Annotated in this window: 13 protein-coding genes; 10 read left to right on the top strand and 3 right to left on the bottom strand. The window is 39.2% G+C overall.

What is annotated here, in order from left to right; all coding sequences use genetic code 11:
* Nucleotides 1–20: 20 nt before the first annotated feature.
* The 4 genes from O9A_RS02505 (at nt 21) to truB (ending at nt 4,688) form a co-directional block, all read left to right on the top strand.
* Nucleotides 21–656 (top strand): RNA-binding protein, encoded by a 636-nt coding sequence (locus tag O9A_RS02505; RefSeq protein ID WP_034458475.1) that lies wholly within the window; start codon nt 21–23, stop codon nt 654–656.
* Nucleotides 653–3,190, top strand: coding sequence for a translation initiation factor IF-2 (infB, locus tag O9A_RS02500; protein ID WP_034458472.1), 2,538 nt, complete (start codon nt 653–655; stop codon nt 3,188–3,190). The genes O9A_RS02505 and infB overlap by 4 nt, the downstream gene beginning before the upstream one ends.
* A gap of 126 nt (nt 3,191–3,316) precedes the next feature.
* Nucleotides 3,317–3,724 (top strand): 30S ribosome-binding factor RbfA, encoded by a 408-nt coding sequence (gene rbfA / locus O9A_RS02495; protein WP_034458470.1) that lies wholly within the window; start codon nt 3,317–3,319, stop codon nt 3,722–3,724.
* Nucleotides 3,725–3,728: 4 nt separating this feature from the next.
* Nucleotides 3,729–4,688, top strand: a complete 960-nt coding sequence (truB, locus tag O9A_RS02490) for a tRNA pseudouridine(55) synthase TruB (RefSeq protein WP_034458469.1) — start codon at nt 3,729–3,731, stop codon at nt 4,686–4,688.
* A 456-nt stretch (nt 4,689–5,144) separates the two neighbouring features.
* Here truB and O9A_RS02485 read toward each other — a convergent pair whose 3' ends face one another.
* Nucleotides 5,145–6,773, bottom strand: coding sequence for an MFS transporter (locus tag O9A_RS02485; RefSeq protein ID WP_034458467.1), 1,629 nt, complete (start codon nt 6,771–6,773; stop codon nt 5,145–5,147).
* A 319-nt stretch (nt 6,774–7,092) separates the two neighbouring features.
* On the opposite strand from O9A_RS02485, the gene rpsO reads away from it, so the two are divergent.
* The 3 genes from rpsO to O9A_RS02470 all read left to right on the top strand — a co-directional run bounded on the left by rpsO (nt 7,093) and on the right by O9A_RS02470 (nt 10,897).
* On the top strand, nt 7,093–7,362 hold the full coding sequence (gene rpsO / locus O9A_RS02480) for a 30S ribosomal protein S15 (RefSeq protein WP_034458465.1): 270 nt from the start codon (nt 7,093–7,095) through the stop codon (nt 7,360–7,362).
* 262 nt (nt 7,363–7,624) lie between these two features.
* On the top strand, nt 7,625–9,826 hold the full coding sequence (gene pnp / locus O9A_RS02475) for a polyribonucleotide nucleotidyltransferase (RefSeq protein WP_034458463.1): 2,202 nt from the start codon (nt 7,625–7,627) through the stop codon (nt 9,824–9,826).
* A gap of 72 nt (nt 9,827–9,898) precedes the next feature.
* Nucleotides 9,899–10,897, top strand: a complete 999-nt coding sequence (locus O9A_RS02470; protein ID WP_034458461.1) for a class I SAM-dependent methyltransferase — start codon at nt 9,899–9,901, stop codon at nt 10,895–10,897.
* A 19-nt stretch (nt 10,898–10,916) separates the two neighbouring features.
* Here O9A_RS02470 and hslU read toward each other — a convergent pair whose 3' ends face one another.
* Together hslU and hslV are read right to left on the bottom strand one after the other, a co-directional pair.
* Nucleotides 10,917–12,227 carry an ATP-dependent protease ATPase subunit HslU gene (gene hslU / locus O9A_RS02465; RefSeq protein ID WP_034458458.1) on the bottom strand — a complete coding sequence of 437 codons (1,311 nt, stop codon included), beginning with the start codon at nt 12,225–12,227 and terminating at the stop codon, nt 10,917–10,919.
* Nucleotides 12,228–12,809 (bottom strand): ATP-dependent protease subunit HslV, encoded by a 582-nt coding sequence (gene hslV, locus O9A_RS02460; protein ID WP_034458456.1) that lies wholly within the window; start codon nt 12,807–12,809, stop codon nt 12,228–12,230.
* A gap of 203 nt (nt 12,810–13,012) precedes the next feature.
* Here hslV and O9A_RS02455 point away from each other — a divergent pair, with 203 nt between their 5' ends.
* From O9A_RS02455 to O9A_RS02445, 3 genes are all read left to right on the top strand, one after another.
* The gene (locus O9A_RS02455; protein WP_034458454.1) at nt 13,013–14,002 is read left to right on the top strand and encodes an asparaginase; all 990 of its coding nucleotides are present in this window, start codon (nt 13,013–13,015) and stop codon (nt 14,000–14,002) included.
* Nucleotides 14,003–14,170: 168 nt separating this feature from the next.
* Nucleotides 14,171–15,115: a type I pantothenate kinase gene (coaA, locus tag O9A_RS02450; RefSeq protein ID WP_245262489.1), complete on the top strand. Its 945-nt coding sequence runs from the start codon at nt 14,171–14,173 to the stop codon at nt 15,113–15,115.
* Nucleotides 15,116–15,127: 12 nt separating this feature from the next.
* Complete coding sequence (locus tag O9A_RS02445; protein WP_034458450.1) at nt 15,128–16,495, top strand: leucyl aminopeptidase family protein; 1,368 nt, start codon at nt 15,128–15,130, stop codon at nt 16,493–16,495.
* The last annotated feature ends 35 nt before the right edge of the window (nt 16,496–16,530 follow it).

Genomic DNA, 16,530 nt, shown 5'->3' with positions numbered 1-16,530 from the left:
TAAATGTGGATACACTTTAAATGAATGAACGGACCTGTATTGTGACAAGAAAAAATGCTTCAGCAAAAGCGCTGATCCGTTTTGTTATTGGTCCCAATAATCAAATTGTCCCTGATCTTAAATCAAATTTACCTGGTCGTGGTGTCTGGGTCTCTTCACGTCGCTCTGCCATTGAAGAAGCAATCAGACAAAAAGCTTTTAACAAAAGTTTTAAAACAGATGTCGAGGTTGCCTCAAATCTTGCCCATATTGTAGATACGCTTTTACTAAAAGCTGCTCTTGGAAGTCTTTCCATAGCGCGAAAAGCAGGCGGTGTTGTTATGGGGGCAACTAAAGTTGATGCAGCTATTCGTTCTGGTCAAGTCATTTTCGTCCTTCATGCCAGAGAAGCTACAGAAAACGGGAAACAGAAAATTTTACAAGCCATCCATGCAATACAGCAAAAAACAAATCAGGACATAAAAATTACATCTTTATTTACAAGTGATGAAATGGGGGTGGTTTTTGGAGCTAATCCTGTAATGCATGCGGCTTTATTGAATATGAAAGTTGCAGAAGGATTTCTTAAAACGATACACAAACTAATCGCCTATCGTGATGACAAGCACAATAAGCCTGGTGAGATAACGGCACAAGCCGTAAAGGAAATACAATGAGCGAAAATAATAACGACAAAATAACAGTCAAGAGGACACTGACCCTAAAGAGGTCCGTCCTGGAAACAAGTACGGTCAAACAAAATTTTAGTCATGGCCGTACAAAGGCTGTCGTCGTCGAAACCAAGCGGCGAAAAATTACGCGGACTGACGAAAAAACTGAAACACCACAGCCAATTACGAAACCACATGTAGCCCCCCAACGCTCTAAACCACGATTCGAAGATGCTAAACCTAATGAATTTACGGCTAAAAGTAATCTTTCATCAGCTGAAATAGAAGCAAGACTTCGCGCATTAGAAGAAGCACATATTCAAGAAAAAATAATACGTAAACAAGCCGTAGAAGAAGTAAGACGTGCCCAAGAGCTTGAAGAAAATTTGCGGCAGACTATTCAAGAAACCCAAATAAATGAAATACTTCAAGAAAAGAAAGAATCTACAGTACAGAAAAAAATTCCATCTCTTTCCCCTGCTCAATCCCAAATAGAACCGATAGATGTCCCTGTCGCGCCTAAAAATACAGCTGTAATTGAAAAACGCAAAGCAGATGAAATCAAAGAAGATGATCGAAATAGTCGACGCACTAGCCCTGCTAAATCAGAAGTGCGTGCACCAAAAGTTGTAAAAGGAGCCGATGAAAAACGTCGTGGAAAACTTACTCTTCATAGTGCATTGGACGAAGAAGGAAGTGCACGTGGGCGCTCCATGGCTGCAATGCGCCGCAGGCAGGAAAAATTTAAACGTGCACAAAACCAAGAACCAAAAGAAAAAATTTCTCGCGAGGTTATTCTTCCTGAAACCATTACCATTCAAGAACTCGCACAACGTATGACTGAACGCTCCGTTGATGTGATTAAGTTTCTGATGAAACAGGGACAAATGATGAAACCTGGCGACGTAATTGATGCAGATGTTGCCGAGCTTATCGCTGTTGAATTCGGCCACACTGTTAAACGTGTTTTAGAATCTGACGTAGAAGAAGGTATCTTTAATATAGCTGATAACCCTCAAAAAATGCTGCCACGTCCACCTGTTGTAACAATTATGGGCCATGTCGACCACGGGAAAACTTCTCTTCTTGATGCTATTCGAAAAGCAAATGTTGTTTCTGGTGAAGCAGGGGGTATTACACAGCATATTGGTGCTTACCAAGTGGAGAAAAATGGGCAAAAAATTACCTTTATTGATACACCTGGACACGCCGCCTTCACAGCTATGCGTGCTCGTGGAGCTCGTGTTACCGATATTGCCGTTCTAGTTGTTGCCGCTGATGATAGTGTCATGCCGCAAACAATTGAATCAATCAATCATGCAAAAGCTGCTGGAGTGCCCATTATTGTTGCTATTAACAAAATTGATAAACCAGCTGTGAATGCGCAAAAAGTGCGTACAGAGCTTCTGCAACACGAAGTATTTGTTGAAACAATGGGCGGAGAAACTTTGGAAGTTGAAGTTTCTGCTAAAACTGGTCAAAATCTCGATAAACTTCTTGAAGCTATTCTTCTTCAAGCTGAAATTCTTGATTTGAAGGCTGATCCTCAACGAACCGCTGAAGGCGTTGTCATTGAAGCCAAACTGGATCGAGGACGTGGATCTGTTGCAACAGTGCTTGTTCAAAAAGGAACATTGCATCCTTCTGATATTATTGTTGCCGGCAATGAATGGGGGCGTGTACGTGCTTTAATTGACGACCATGGTCGTTATGTCAAAGAAGCTGTTCCCTCTACACCCATCGAAATTTTGGGCATGCAAGGAACACCACAAGCTGGTGACCGTTTTGCTGTTGTCACTCATGAAGCAAAAGCACGCGAAATTGCTGAATACCGTCAACGATTAGCGCGTGATAAAGCTGTTGCTCGCCAAACTGGTTCTCGCGGTTCTCTTGAACAGATGATGAGCAAATTGCAAACCACTGGTGTCAAAGAATTTCCCCTTATTATTAAAGGAGATGTGCAAGGGTCAATTGAAGCAATCGCTTCAGCACTAGAAAAACTAGGAAATGAAGAAGTGCGTGCACGCATTGTGCATTCTGGTGCTGGAGGAATTACTGAAAGTGATATTTCTCTTGCTGAAGCTTCTCATTCGGTTGTGATTGGTTTTAATGTTCGAGCCAATAAACAAGCGCGTGATTGTGCCAAAACACAAGGAATTGAAATTCGCTATTATAATATCATCTACGATCTTGTTGATGATATTAAAGCTGCCATGTCAGGGTTGCTTTCACCAGAGCAGCGTGAAACTTTCCTTGGTAATGCTGAAATTCTGGAAGTCTTTAGTATTACAAAAATCGGAAAAGTTGCTGGATGCCTCGTTACAGAAGGTAAAATAGAACGAGGAGCGGGTGTACGTCTTATCCGCGATAATATTGTCATTCATGAAGGAAAACTTAAAACACTCAAGCGCTTTAAGGATGAGGTTAATGAAGTGCAAAGTGGTCAAGAATGTGGAATAGCCTTCGAAAACTATGAAGACATACGCGCTGGAGACATCATTGAAACCTTCCGTATCGAACATATTAATCGCACATTATAAAATAATCCAACGGCTTTACTCTCTGATAAAATGGAAAAAGTTATCCGGTTTACGTTCAATGCCTCTATTCTTCCTTATGCTTTAAGTGGATCAAGGAAAGAGGAATTTTAACGAGGTAAAACTTCAATGAAAAATGCAGAGCCATCACAACGGCAACTAAGAGTAGGAGAACAAGTACGCCACGCGGTAGCTCATATACTGCAGCAAGGTATTTTACTTGACAATCTCTTGAAAAATATGGTGATTTCTGTCGTTGAAGTACGTATGTCGCCAGATTTAAAAATTGCCATCTGCTTTGTCTCTCCACTCGGTACTGTTCATAACGCTTCTCGTGCTGATGTTGTGAATGCTCTCAATAAGCATAGCCGTTTTATCCGTAGAGAAATAAGTCATTCGTTGCGACAAATGAAATACATGCCTGAATTGCGTTTTCGACTTGATAACAGTTTTGATAATTTTTCAAAAATAGATGCTCTCCTGCGCTCACCTGAAGTAGCGCGCGATCTTCACCATAATGACGAAATTGAGGATTAAAGATATGGCACGGCAACGCAAAAGAAAAGGTCGTCCTGTTTCTGGCTGGATCATATTCGATAAACCAAAAGGAATGAGATCAACAGAAGCTGTCTCACAAATTAAATGGCTCTTTCATGCGCAAAAAGCCGGGCACGCGGGTATACTTGATCCCCTTGCTTCTGGTCTCCTGCCAATTGCATTGGGGGATGCAACCAAAACCGTTCCCTACGTTATGCAAGGTACAAAAACCTACCGTTTTCATATCATGTGGGGAGCAGAGCGTTCAACAGATGATTTAGAAGGTGAAATAACGCACATATCTTCTAAACGTCCAACACAAGAAGAGATACTTGCTCTTCTTCCTCAATATACAGGTATTATTTTACAAAAACCCCCACAATTTTCGGCAATTAAAATTGCCGGTAATCGGGCCTATGATCTAGCACGTGAAGGTGAAATCGTTGAAATCCCACCACGTCAAGTGGAAATAGAAACTTTCAAATTAATAGAAATGGCAACCAAAGAGCATTCTATCTTTGAAATCACCTGTGGAAAAGGAACCTATGTGCGCTCCTTAGCACGCGATATGGGACGTGATCTCGGTTGTTATGCGTATATTGCTGATTTAAGACGTATCGCAGTCGCACCTTTTTGTGAAGATGACCTCATTACATGGGATGAACTAAAGACGGTTGCACTAGATAAAAGTGCAACAAATGAAAAGGATGCTCCTTTTGAAAGAGATTTCATAAAACTTGACGAACTCTTAATTGAAAAAATTGCTGCACTCGAATATCTCTCTCATTATACCCTTAGCCAAACTCAAGCACAGCAAGTTATGGGGGGCAATCCAGTGCTCCTATGTCATCACGATGTACCTCTTGATGAAGATGAGGTTTGTGTCCTGTATAAAGATCAACTTCTTGCTATAGGTGCTCTTGAAAAAAGCCAATTCAAGCCAAAGCGCCTTTTTACAATTTAATCTGCTCTTTCTCAGAATAATTTCTTATGGAAAAATATTTTTCATATCAATAAAAAGAGAAGAAAGCTCTTTTCATTGTTCTGAACTTGCCTTTTCACGATAATTCATATCAGAATCTAAAATCTGTGATGTGTTCACAATTCCAACCCTTGCTTGTAAAATAAAGCACAAGAATCTGTCTTTGTTGTTTTAAATCGTCCCTTTGACCATTTGGATATACACATGCATATGCTATCTTGTTAAAAAGATTTTGTAGAACGAAAATTCAGGTTTTAGCTTTAGAAAAATCGTAATGCTGATGACCTCTCCAACTGTTTGTTCAATAAAAAGCTGTCCTCAAAATTACTAACAGCATAAAGTGCTCATTAAAACATCTAAAATTTCTGCTGTTTTGTTCATTCCAACAAATTCATCTATAAAAATAAGTTTAAAAAAACTGTTCTAGCTCTCTTAGCATCAAGGTAACTGGTCAATAGAGGACTTTAAATGCATTTCACTGGCATGCGGTATCGTTTGCCGCTCAATCATGCGGTGTACTCTTATACCGTCAGGAGTACGATTTAAGTGATTCAAGAGTTTATTTACCTCTGCATCTGCTTTTATGCGACGGTGATTATGACGCAAATAATCTACCCATGTTGGCATATGGTATGCTTCTTTCCAGTATTCAGGTCTTTCAAGATCGCGTAAGAGAACCCATTGGCGAGCACCATCACGTAAACGAATATGGCGACGAAGTGTCATCACTTTGAGAAATTCTTCGAGATCATTTTCATGAATTTGATAATCGATCATAATCATGATTGGACCACTTTGCGCTTTTAGATCAAGTAAAAGCTCTGGTTCTCTAAAATGATCAAGCGGATCTAGATCCATCTGAGAAATTTCCTGAATTCTAAACTTGATCCCCACAAGCGCTCCAAAAATCAAGAAGAGAGAACAAATACTTAAAGAAATTGTTGGAGAAAAACCATCAGCCAAAACGCCCCAAATTGCGCTTCCAATAGCCATCCCACCATAAGACGCTGTTTGATAAAGTGCTAAAACACGTGCAACAACCCAACGAGGTGTAGAAAGCTGTATCGATGTATTAAATAGTGATAACATCAAAACCCAACATAAGCCTGCAGGAAATAAAGCAATATGGCTTATAATCAATGAACAGCTCATTGCTAAAAAAAAGCAGGAAAAAGCAAAACCAATAAACGCACTTGCAATAATTGTTTCTAAACGAAAATAATTCCGCACAGATGAATTAATAATACCAGCTGTCATAGCTCCAAGACCAAAACAACCGAGTAATGTCCCATAAAGAAATGCGTTTCCTCCGAGAATTTTATGCACAAAAATTGGCAAAAGTGCAAAAATCGAAATCGCTCCAATACCAAAAAGAAACGCTCTGACCATAATACTGAGAAGATTAGGTGACATTGCGACATAACGCAAACCATCTGAGACAGCTCCCAAAAGTCTTTCTCGTGGTAACGTGTTGTTTTCATAGATCGGTTTCCAAGAAAACAAAGCACCAATTAAAGGAATGTAACTTATTGCATTGAACAAAAAAGCTGCAGCTACACCTGACATTGCAATGATAACACCCCCAATAGCAGGAGCTACACTACGCATCAAATTAAAGCCGACACTGTTTAAGCTCACAGCAGCAGAAATACTTTCCCTGCTTACAATGTCTCCTATTGTTGCTTGCCAAGAGGGATTATAAAAGGCAGTTCCACACCCAATCAAAAATGTAAAACATAATAAAAACCCAGGTGTTAGAAAGCCCATAAAGGATAAAACAGCTAAAATCATTGATATAACCATCATCATAATCTGTGCGTACAACATAATTTGACGACGATTAAAATTGTCCGCTAATGCGCCTGCCATCAAAGAAAACATAACAATGGGTAATGTTGTAGCACTTTGAACAAGCCCAACCATTGAGTGCGAAGAACTAATCAATGCCATTAACCACCCTGCTCCTATCGCCTGTATGAGCCCTCCTAAATTAGAAATGAGAGTGGACGACCACAAATTTCGAAATACCGAATTACGAAAAAGTTCGAATGTTGAAATGCTCTGCATCTTTTTCCTCCAAATCGGTATTCTATCGCTTTTTTTTACAATATACACTCTGTTAAGCAGAAATCTTTGTCTTAAAAGGATGCATAATTCTTTAAAAATTTTTCATAAAACAGTATTAAAATCAGTCTTTCACAACAAAAGCCTTTATAAAAAAATCTTCAAGATGCTTTGAAGGACTAGTATTTCGACCTTCTTTCCTATATAAACATCACAGTAAATAAGAAGTCTTTGACTCTTCTTGTTTTCTCATAGACCCTTGCTGAACGACATCTCGGCTATGGGTGGTTTTTGTTTATTCGTTTTTTGAAAGGATAATACGATGTCGATTACGGCTGAACGTAAAAAAGCTATTGTCGCAGAATACGCAAATAAAGTCGGTGACACGGGATCACCAGAAGTGCAAGTTGCTGTACTTTCTGAACGTATTGCTAATTTGACTAATCATTTTAAGTCTCACAAAAAGGATAACCATTCTCGTCGTGGTCTTTTGAAAATGGTATCTCAACGCCGTCGCCTACTTGATTACCTTAAAGGAATTGACCAAAATCGTTATCAGGCACTTATCAAGAAATTAGGTTTGCGCCGCTAAAAGAAAAATGGGTGGGTGGTTTTTCTACAAAAATCCGCCTATTTTTCAGCTTGCTGTTTTTAGTTAAAAACTTTAAAAACTGATGAATAACTATCATGGGGCAGGATTGCTAGTTGCTTCGCGTTTTAAATTGCGATTTATTCCTCTCTTCTCGCGAAAAGACAGAAGTGTCTTGTTATCCTGCCCATAGCTTCAAAATATGCTACTCAAAACCAGAATGTGACCACTTAAAGATGTGAACGCTGGTCGTTAAGGATAAAAAATGTTCAAAACACACAAGATAGAAATTGAATGGGCCGGTCGGCCACTAACCCTTGAGACAGGGAAAATAGCGCGTCAAGCTGATGGTGCAGTTATTGCTACCTACGGTGAAACTATTGTCTTAGCAACTGTTGTATCAGCAAAAAGCCCAAAACCAGACCAAGACTTTTTTCCACTCACTGTTAATTATCAAGAAAAGTCCTATGCCGTTGGTAGAATCCCTGGTGGCTATTTAAAACGTGAGAGCCGACCAAGTGAAAATGAAACTTTGATTTCGCGTTTAATTGATCGTCCGATTCGTCCCCTCTTCGCTGATGGTTATAAAAATGATACGCAAGTCATCGTTTCCGTTATACAGCATGATCTCGAAAATAATCCCGATATTCTCGCGATGATTGCATCTTCTGCCGCATTAACTCTATCAGGTGTTCCTTTTATGGGCCCCATTGCTGGAGCTCGTGTTGGCTACTGTAACGGACAATACATTCTCAATCCCCATATCGATGAAATGCCCGAATCAAAACTTGATCTCGTTGTTGCCGGAACAGAAAGTGCTGTATTGATGGTTGAATCAGAAGCACAAGAATTGCCTGAAGACATCATGTTGGGTGCTGTCATGTTTGGGCACAAAGGTCTTCAACCTGTTCTTGATGCCATCATACAACTTGCCGAAGTTGCCGCAAAAGATCCACGTGATTTTGTTCTCGAAGATCTCTCTGATCTCGAAACAGCTGTACTGGAAATGGCCGAACAGGATATACGAAAAGCTTATACAATTACCGATAAACAGGAACGTTATGCTGGAATCGATGCTCTTAAAACAGAAATCATCAATAAATTTATGTCAGAAACAGAAGAAGACTGTAAATTTAGTGCAGATCAAATTGCAATTGTTTTCAAACAATTGCAAGCAAAAATTGTTCGCTCAAACATTCTTGATACGAAAAAGCGTATCGATGGACGCGACCTTTCAACAGTACGTCCCATCCAATCGGAAGTTGGTATTTTACCCCGAACACATGGATCGGCACTCTTTACCCGTGGAGAAACACAAGCGATTGTCGTTGCAACATTAGGAACCGGTGAAGATGAACAGTATATCGATTCTTTAACGGGTATGTATAAAGAAACATTCCTCCTCCATTATAATTTTCCACCATTTTCAGTGGGTGAAATAGGACGTCTTGGCTCTCCTGGTCGTCGCGAGATCGGGCATGGTAAACTGGCGTGGCGTGCCATTCATCCTATGTTGCCAACTAAGGAAGCCTTTCCTTACACTATTCGTGCTGTTTCAGAAATCACTGAATCCAATGGATCCTCTTCCATGGCAACAGTTTGTGGAACTTCACTTGCTCTCATGGATGCCGGCGTTCCTCTGGCACGCCCCGTCGCAGGGATTGCCATGGGTTTGATTAAAGAAGGTGAACGCTTTGCTGTACTATCTGATATTTTAGGAGATGAAGATCATCTTGGAGACATGGATTTTAAAGTAGCTGGAACAGAAAATGGTATTACCGCCTTGCAAATGGATATCAAAATTGATGGTATTACCGAAGAGATTATGAAAATCGCGCTTGAACAAGCCAAAGGTGGTCGAATCCATATCCTTAAAGAAATGGCTAGAGCTTTAACCAGTGCACGTGCTGAACTCAGTGAATTTTCTCCACGCATCGAAGTTATGAACATCGCTATTGATAAAATTCGTGATGTTATCGGTTCTGGTGGTAAAGTTATTAGAGAAATCGTTGAACAAACTGGGGCAAAAATCAATATTGAAGATGATGGAACCATTAGAATTGCTTCTACCGATGCAAAAACTATTGAAGCAGCAAAACGCTGGATCCATTCGATTGTTGATGAACCTGAAGTTGGCGTTATTTATCAAGGAACAGTTGTAAAAACTGCAGAATTCGGTGCATTTGTAAACTTCTTTGGCTCACGTGATGGGCTCGTGCATATCTCTCAACTTACAACAGAACGCGTCACAAAAACAACAGATGTTGTTAAAGAAGGCGATAAAGTGTGGGTTAAATTAATGGGTTTTGATGAACGTGGTAAAGTTCGCTTATCAATGAAAATTGTCGACCAAAAAACCGGTAAAGAAATTATTGGTGATGATTCGATAAAAGCAAAACAAGAAAAATGTGCAGAAGAAACAAATAAATCCGAAAACAAACGTCGTCATAAGAAAAAAGGAGGGTAATCTTCCCCTTTTTTTTATGAAATTAAATACCATCCCAAATTGGAATGGCGTTTTTCTGTGAAAGAACCATATGTGTTATTATTCTTGCCTTTTGAAAAACATATGCTTCCATACCCTGGTCCAAGCCAATCTTGGCTGAGTTTTGGTTTAACGGAAATCCCCACTCCAGAATGGACAAAAAACTTAGAAGTTATAACACCTTGGCGACCAGATTTTTTAAAATTTTCCAATGCTCAATTTCGCTGTTCTCCTCAAATCAATCAAACTTTTACCCATGATGGTGCACTTTTGCAATTAAGCAAATATCGTGGTTTCAACCAAAATTGTTTTCTTGATTTATTAGAACGTGTTAAACCTGGTGGGTGGATCATTATTGGTGGAAATAAAACGAGTGGTGCTGACTCAATGATGAAATGGGTCAAAAAAATTGTACCCATCACCAATAAATTGTCCAAAAATCATGGTCTTGTATTCTGGATTCAAGTTCCACAACAAATAGAGAGACAAAATACTGCACAGTTTCGTTCACCACCACTCATTTTTGAAAATAAGTTTCAAACCACTTCTGGCATGTTCTCGCACGGTCGTATTGATCCAGGGTCTTTTATTCTTGCATCGTATATGCGTAAAGTTATTTCTGGAAAAACTGCGGATTTTGGTGCTGGTTGGGGTTTCCTTTCTCACACTGCACTTGAAAGAAGTGAAAAACTTACTGCTCTCGATCTCTATGAAGCGGACTACAATGCTTTGAAAGCAGCCAAACAGCATCTAAAAAACATAACAGCTTCTCTTCCAATCGATTTCTATTGGCATGATCTTGTACATGAGCCAATCACAAATCTGTATGATACAATCATTTCAAACCCGCCGTTTCATACACAACAAACTACAGATATCTCATTAGGGCAGCATTTTATTATTAATGCTGCAAAATATCTAAAGCCCGGTGGTAATCTACTTCTTGTTGCTAACCGCCATTTGCCTTATGAAATATTGTTAAAAAAACTCTTTCGTATGGTATTGATACATGAAAAAGCCCATGGCTTTAAAGTTATCGAAGCACGCCGGTAGATGAAAACGAGCATTTACCCTAAAGAATGAAACGGGAAAGATCGACATCCGCAGCAAGATCACCTATAGACTTTTTGACATAAGCAGCATCAACTTTAAACGAGGTTCCAGCTTTATCAGGTGCAGTAAAAGAAATCTCATCCAAAACGCGCTCCATTACCGTTTGCAAACGCCGTGCCCCTATGTTTTCAATCCTTGCATTTAAATCCACAGCAATATCTGCTAAAGCGTCAATCGCATCATCGGTAATTTCTAAATGAACCTCTTCCGTTGCCATTAAAGCAATATATTGCTTAATCAGACTAGCCTCAGGTTCGGTTAGAATACGTCGTAAATCTTCCCTTGTTAAAGGATTTAGTTCCACACGGATGGGCAAACGACCTTGAAGTTCTGGCAATAAATCAGATGGCTTAGAAACATGAAACGCACCTGATGCAATAAAAAGGATATGATCTGTTTTGATTTGCCCATATTTTGTGGCAATTGTTGTTCCTTCAACCAAAGGCAAAAGATCCCGTTGAACGCCCTCACGTGAAACAGCAGCACTTGCTCCCCCATCTCTGGTTGCAATTTTATCAATCTCATCGATAAAAACAATTCCGTCATTCTCAGCAACACGAAGTGCTTCTTGAATAATTTGATCCTGATTAAGGAGTTTTTCAGATTCATCGTCAATAAGTGGCTTAAAAGCGTCCTTTACTGTCGTTTTGCGAACCTTTGTACGACTCCCCATTTTGCCAAAAATCTCTGACAAATTCATAATTCCCATTTGTGCACCAGGCATACCAGGAATATCAAAGATCGAAGCACTATTACTGTTATTGTCAGCTATTTCAATTTCAATCTCTTTCTCATCCAATTCACCATCACGCAATTTTTTACGAAAACTTTCACGGGTAGTGGGACTGGCTGTCTTGCCAACAAGAGTATCTAAAACACGCTCTTCAGCATTAATGTGAGCCTTTACTTTTACTTCATCCCGTTTTTTTTCACGCACAAGAGAAATAGCAATCTCAACAAGATCACGAATAATTTGCTCAACATCACGCCCCACGTAACCAACTTCAGTGAATTTAGTTGCCTCTACTTTAACGAAAGGCGCTCCAGCAAGTTTTGCTAATCGACGTGCTATACCCGTTTTACCAACACCTGTCGGTCCTATCATCAAAATATTTTTGGGCATAACTTCATCACGCATCGGACCATCAAGCTGTTGTCGACGCCATCGATTACGCAGCGCAATAGCCACAGAACGTTTGGCATCATTTTGGCCAATAATAAAACGATCAAGTTCAGAAACAGTCTCTCGAGGGGAAAATACAACACACATTCAAATAGCTTTCTCTAAAGAAGATAATTCTGCATCCAATGTTTCAATTGTGAAATGATCATTGGTGTAAACACAAATTTTAGCAGCAATATCCATAGCTTTACGGGCAATGGTTTCTGCATCCAAGTCCATATCTATGAGTGCCCGTGCAGCCGAAAGAGCAAAATTTCCTCCAGAACCAATAGCCATAATACCGTCTTCTGGTTCTAAAACATCACCAAGCCCTGTTAAAGCTAACGTTATTTTCTTATCAGCAACGAGCATCATTGCTTCAAGACGACGTAAATAGCGGTCTGTTCGCCAGTCTTTTGCAAGTTCTACACAGGCACGCATGAGCTGGTCAGGATATTGCTCAAGCTTCGTTTCTAATCTTTCCAGCAACGTGAAAGCATCCGCTGTAGCACCTGCAAAACCAGCAATAACCGCTCTACTCTTCCCAAGACGACGCACTTTGCGCACATTGCCTTTCATAATTGTCTGCCCAAGAGATACTTGACCATCACCGGCCATTACTACTTTGCCATCTTTTCGTACAGTAATAATAGTTGTACCATACATTATATCTGGCTTATGTTCTGCCATAAGGAAACTCCTTAACATTGACTTCTTTTCATTAAATGTAAAATCTAATCATTTTTGTCTTTTATTTAAGAACATATAAAGCAAAACTCAATGATTAAGCAAAACTCAATTTATTGGAATAAAAAAAAGATATCATTGTTGTCAATGCAAATTGTTGCTAAACAACTTTATGTAAAAAGTTTACGCCTTTTAGAGGAAAAATCATGAAAAAAATAGCCATAGGGACATTGGGCGGAACAATTGCAATGGCTGCTGATAATTTTGGCCAAATGCAACCGATTTTAACTTCAGATATACTCATCAAAAGTGTTCCTGACTTAGATAGTATCGCTGATATTCATGCTCAAACATTAATGCAAATACCAAGTGGATCTTTATCTTTCAAAAGTCTTTTTGAAATTATAAAGTGGGCAACACAACAAATAAAAGCGGGTGCAGAAGGTATTGTTTTAACCCAAGGTACTGATACAGTAGAAGAAACAGCTTTTTTTCTTTCCCTCTACTGGAATAAAGCCGAACCACTTATTGTAACTGGTGCTATGCGACTCCCCTGTGAAGCAGGAGCTGATGGACCGGCTAATATTTTGGCAGCAACCCGCGTCGCTGTTCATCCACAAAGTCGAAATAGAGGCGTTTTAGTTGTAATCAACGATACAATTCATTCACCTTATTGGATCCAGAAAAGCCATACCGTCAAAATTGAGACATTTCAGTCAAGTTTGGCAGGTGTTCTAGGCATTATTTTGGAAGGAAAACTGATTTATTTTACTGATCGAAATTTTTTCCCAACAACATTTGATCTTCCCAAAAACTATGGTCACCAAGTTGCACTCCTATACTCTTCTTTATCCTCTGATACACATTTAATGAAATTCTGCTTTGAAAGTGGCCATTATGCTGGAGTTGTTATTGCAGGTTTTGGATCAGGACACTGCAGTTTTGAAGAAGCGGATATCGTGCGACAATATACACAAAAAATGCCAATCATTATCGCTAGCCGTACCTACACTGGCCCTACAACCCGCAAAACTTATGGCTATAAAGGTTCAGAAGTCGATATGATTGCTTCTGGCGCTCTCATGTCCGGTTATTTATCAGCAGTAAAAGCACGTTTACTTTTATGGGCTTTTTTGGCACAAGGGCTCTCGTTAGAACAAATTAATGCATATTGGAATGACTGGACTATAAGCTAAGGATTATCTATTTAAAAGAAGAGAACATGCAAAATAAAATTCATTTGAATACAAAACAGTCTGCCTGTATATCCTTAATCAATTACTTCAGAAAAAAAATCTCGACTGATACAGATGGTTGATAAGATTCTCTCAAAAATTAATCAGGAAGATAATTTGGTCAAACCGATTTCTGATCGATACTCACCCTATCGTGTCTTTACTGCACAAGAGTGGTCTCAGTTTCGTGCGGATACACCGCTCACTTTGACCTTTGATGAAATCAAACGCTTACGCTCAATTGGTGATCCAATTGATCTTGAAGAGGTACAACGCATTTATCTTTCTTTATCACGTCTGTTATCATGCCATGTTGAAACTGTACAGGAACTTTTTTACAAGCGTCAACAATTTTTATATCAAGAAGGAACGAGAAAAACTCCTTTTATCATTGGAATTGCTGGCTCTGTCGCGGTAGGAAAATCAACTACTGCTCGTATTCTTCAAGAACTTTTGAAACGTTGGACTTCCAATCTTAAAGTTGATTTGATTACAACGGATGGTTTTCTCTATCCTAATGCTGTTTTACAGCAAAAAAATCGTATGAATCGTAAAGGATTTCCAGATTCCTACGATATTAAAAAATTACTTTGCTTTCTTTCTGCCATAAAAGCCGGTATTGGTAATGTACGTGCCCCACTTTATTCGCATATGATTTATGATGTTCTAGAAAACCAGACAATTACCATTGATCATCCCGATATCTTAATTGTTGAAGGGATTAATGTATTACAAGTCAATGACCTTCCTAAAGATGGCAAAATCATTCCTTTTGTTTCAGACTTTTTTGATTTTTCAATCTATGTAGATGCTGAAACAGAAGTCATTCGACAATGGTATTTGGAACGTTTTAAACGTTTGCGTAAAACAGCTTTTCAAAATCCTAAGTCTTATTTTCATCGTTATGCATTCATGCATGAAGAAGAATCCTTAAAAATAGCTGAAAATATCTGGCAAACAATTAATTTGAAAAATTTACAAGAAAATATATTGCCAACACGACCACGATCTAATCTCATTCTACGCAAGGGAAAAAAACATTTGGTTGAATATGTGGCACTTCGACGACTATAAAGGTTTCTAAATATGCATTTACATCACATTCACTTTACCTCAACACGTATCGATAATAGTTGTCCCATATTTTTGGTAAACCAGAAAAGTCTGGTTGATTTATCATTTGATGCATCAACAACAGCATGGATAAAAGTTAATGATTTCACTGGTAAAGCGGGGCAAATACTCTTCATTCCTAGCGAAACAGGGCATTTAAAAAAGGTTCTCTTTGGACTTGGTAATGGTGATGAACCTTTTATCACAGGGCTTCTCGCTAAAAACCTTCCTGCTGGACATTGGCATTTAGAAGGAACTGCCTCTCATGAAATAAATAGCTATCTTGGATTGGCATTCGGAAGTTATCAATTTAACCGTTACCGTCAAAATTCTTCCTCAAAGCTCTTATCGTTTTACGTTAACGATATGGTTGATCTCAATGAACTTCAACGAATTTATGAAACTGTCTTTTTTGTTCGTGATCTCATCAATATTCCCGCCAATGATATGAACCCTGATATCCTCGAGAAAGAAACACGCCAACTGGGAAAAACCTACGGTGCTTATGTCCAAAGCATTTGTGGAGATAAACTCTTAACACATAATTTTCCAATGATTCATGCCGTAGGACGAGCTAGCAATACTGCACCACGACTCATTGAGCTACATTGGGGACAAGAAAATCACCCTAAAATAACGTTGGTTGGCAAAGGCGTAACTTTCGATACTGGAGGACTCGATATTAAATCAGCCAATAATATGTTGCTCATGAAAAAAGATATGGGAGGAGGTGCACATGTTTTGGGATTGGCTAAACTTATCATGGATGCCAAATTACCCTTTCGTCTACGTGTTTTAATCCCAGCTGTTGAAAATGCAATTTCTGCCAATGCTTACAAACCAGGCGATATTCTCAAAAGTCGTAAAGGTTTAAATGTTGAAGTTGGCAATACAGATGCGGAAGGGCGACTTGTCCTTGCCGATGCACTCGCTTATGGTGATGAAGAAAGTCCACAATTCATACTTTGCATGGCAACTTTAACAGGAGCAGCGCGTATAGCGTTAGGACCAGAGCTGCCCGCATTTTATTGTAGTGATTCAGTATGGGCACAACAAATCTCTCAATCTGCACATTCTGTTTCCGATCCTCTTTGGCAAATGCCACTTTGGAAACCTTATGAGGAAATGTTATCATCACCAATCGCTGATCTTAATAATATAACTGGAAATAACTTTGCTGGCTCCATAGTTGCTGCTTTATTTCTGAACTCTTTTATTGAAAACACAAAACATTTTGCGCATTTTGATCTTTATGGATGGGTTCCAAAAGAAAAACCAGGCTTTCCTGTTGGTGGTTCGGCACAAGCTATTCGTGCTCTTTATAACCTCTTTAAAAATTAAGCTTGACGCAAAATGTCCACAAAAATGGACAATCC

Origin of the sequence: Bartonella koehlerae C-29 (assembly GCF_000706625.1) — a bacterium.
GTDB lineage: Bacteria > Pseudomonadota > Alphaproteobacteria > Rhizobiales > Rhizobiaceae > Bartonella > Bartonella koehlerae.
The sequence above is the reverse complement of the archived record's forward strand: the minus strand, read 5'-3'. Positions and strand labels throughout refer to the sequence as shown.

Coding starts and splice junctions, on each gene's coding strand:
- O9A_RS02445 (WP_034458450.1), top strand. CDS start 15,128: ATGCATTTACATCACATTCACTTTACCTCAACACGTATCGATAATAGT.
- hslV (WP_034458456.1), bottom strand. CDS start 12,809: ATGGCAGAACATAAGCCAGATATAATGTATGGTACAACTATTATTACT.
- O9A_RS02455 (WP_034458454.1), top strand. CDS start 13,013: ATGAAAAAAATAGCCATAGGGACATTGGGCGGAACAATTGCAATGGCT.
- O9A_RS02485 (WP_034458467.1), bottom strand. CDS start 6,773: ATGCAGAGCATTTCAACATTCGAACTTTTTCGTAATTCGGTATTTCGA.
- infB (WP_034458472.1), top strand. CDS start 653: ATGAGCGAAAATAATAACGACAAAATAACAGTCAAGAGGACACTGACC.
- pnp (WP_034458463.1), top strand. CDS start 7,625: ATGTTCAAAACACACAAGATAGAAATTGAATGGGCCGGTCGGCCACTA.
- O9A_RS02505 (WP_034458475.1), top strand. CDS start 21: ATGAATGAACGGACCTGTATTGTGACAAGAAAAAATGCTTCAGCAAAA.
- truB (WP_034458469.1), top strand. CDS start 3,729: ATGGCACGGCAACGCAAAAGAAAAGGTCGTCCTGTTTCTGGCTGGATC.
- rpsO (WP_034458465.1), top strand. CDS start 7,093: ATGTCGATTACGGCTGAACGTAAAAAAGCTATTGTCGCAGAATACGCA.
- rbfA (WP_034458470.1), top strand. CDS start 3,317: ATGAAAAATGCAGAGCCATCACAACGGCAACTAAGAGTAGGAGAACAA.
- hslU (WP_034458458.1), bottom strand. CDS start 12,227: ATGTGTGTTGTATTTTCCCCTCGAGAGACTGTTTCTGAACTTGATCGT.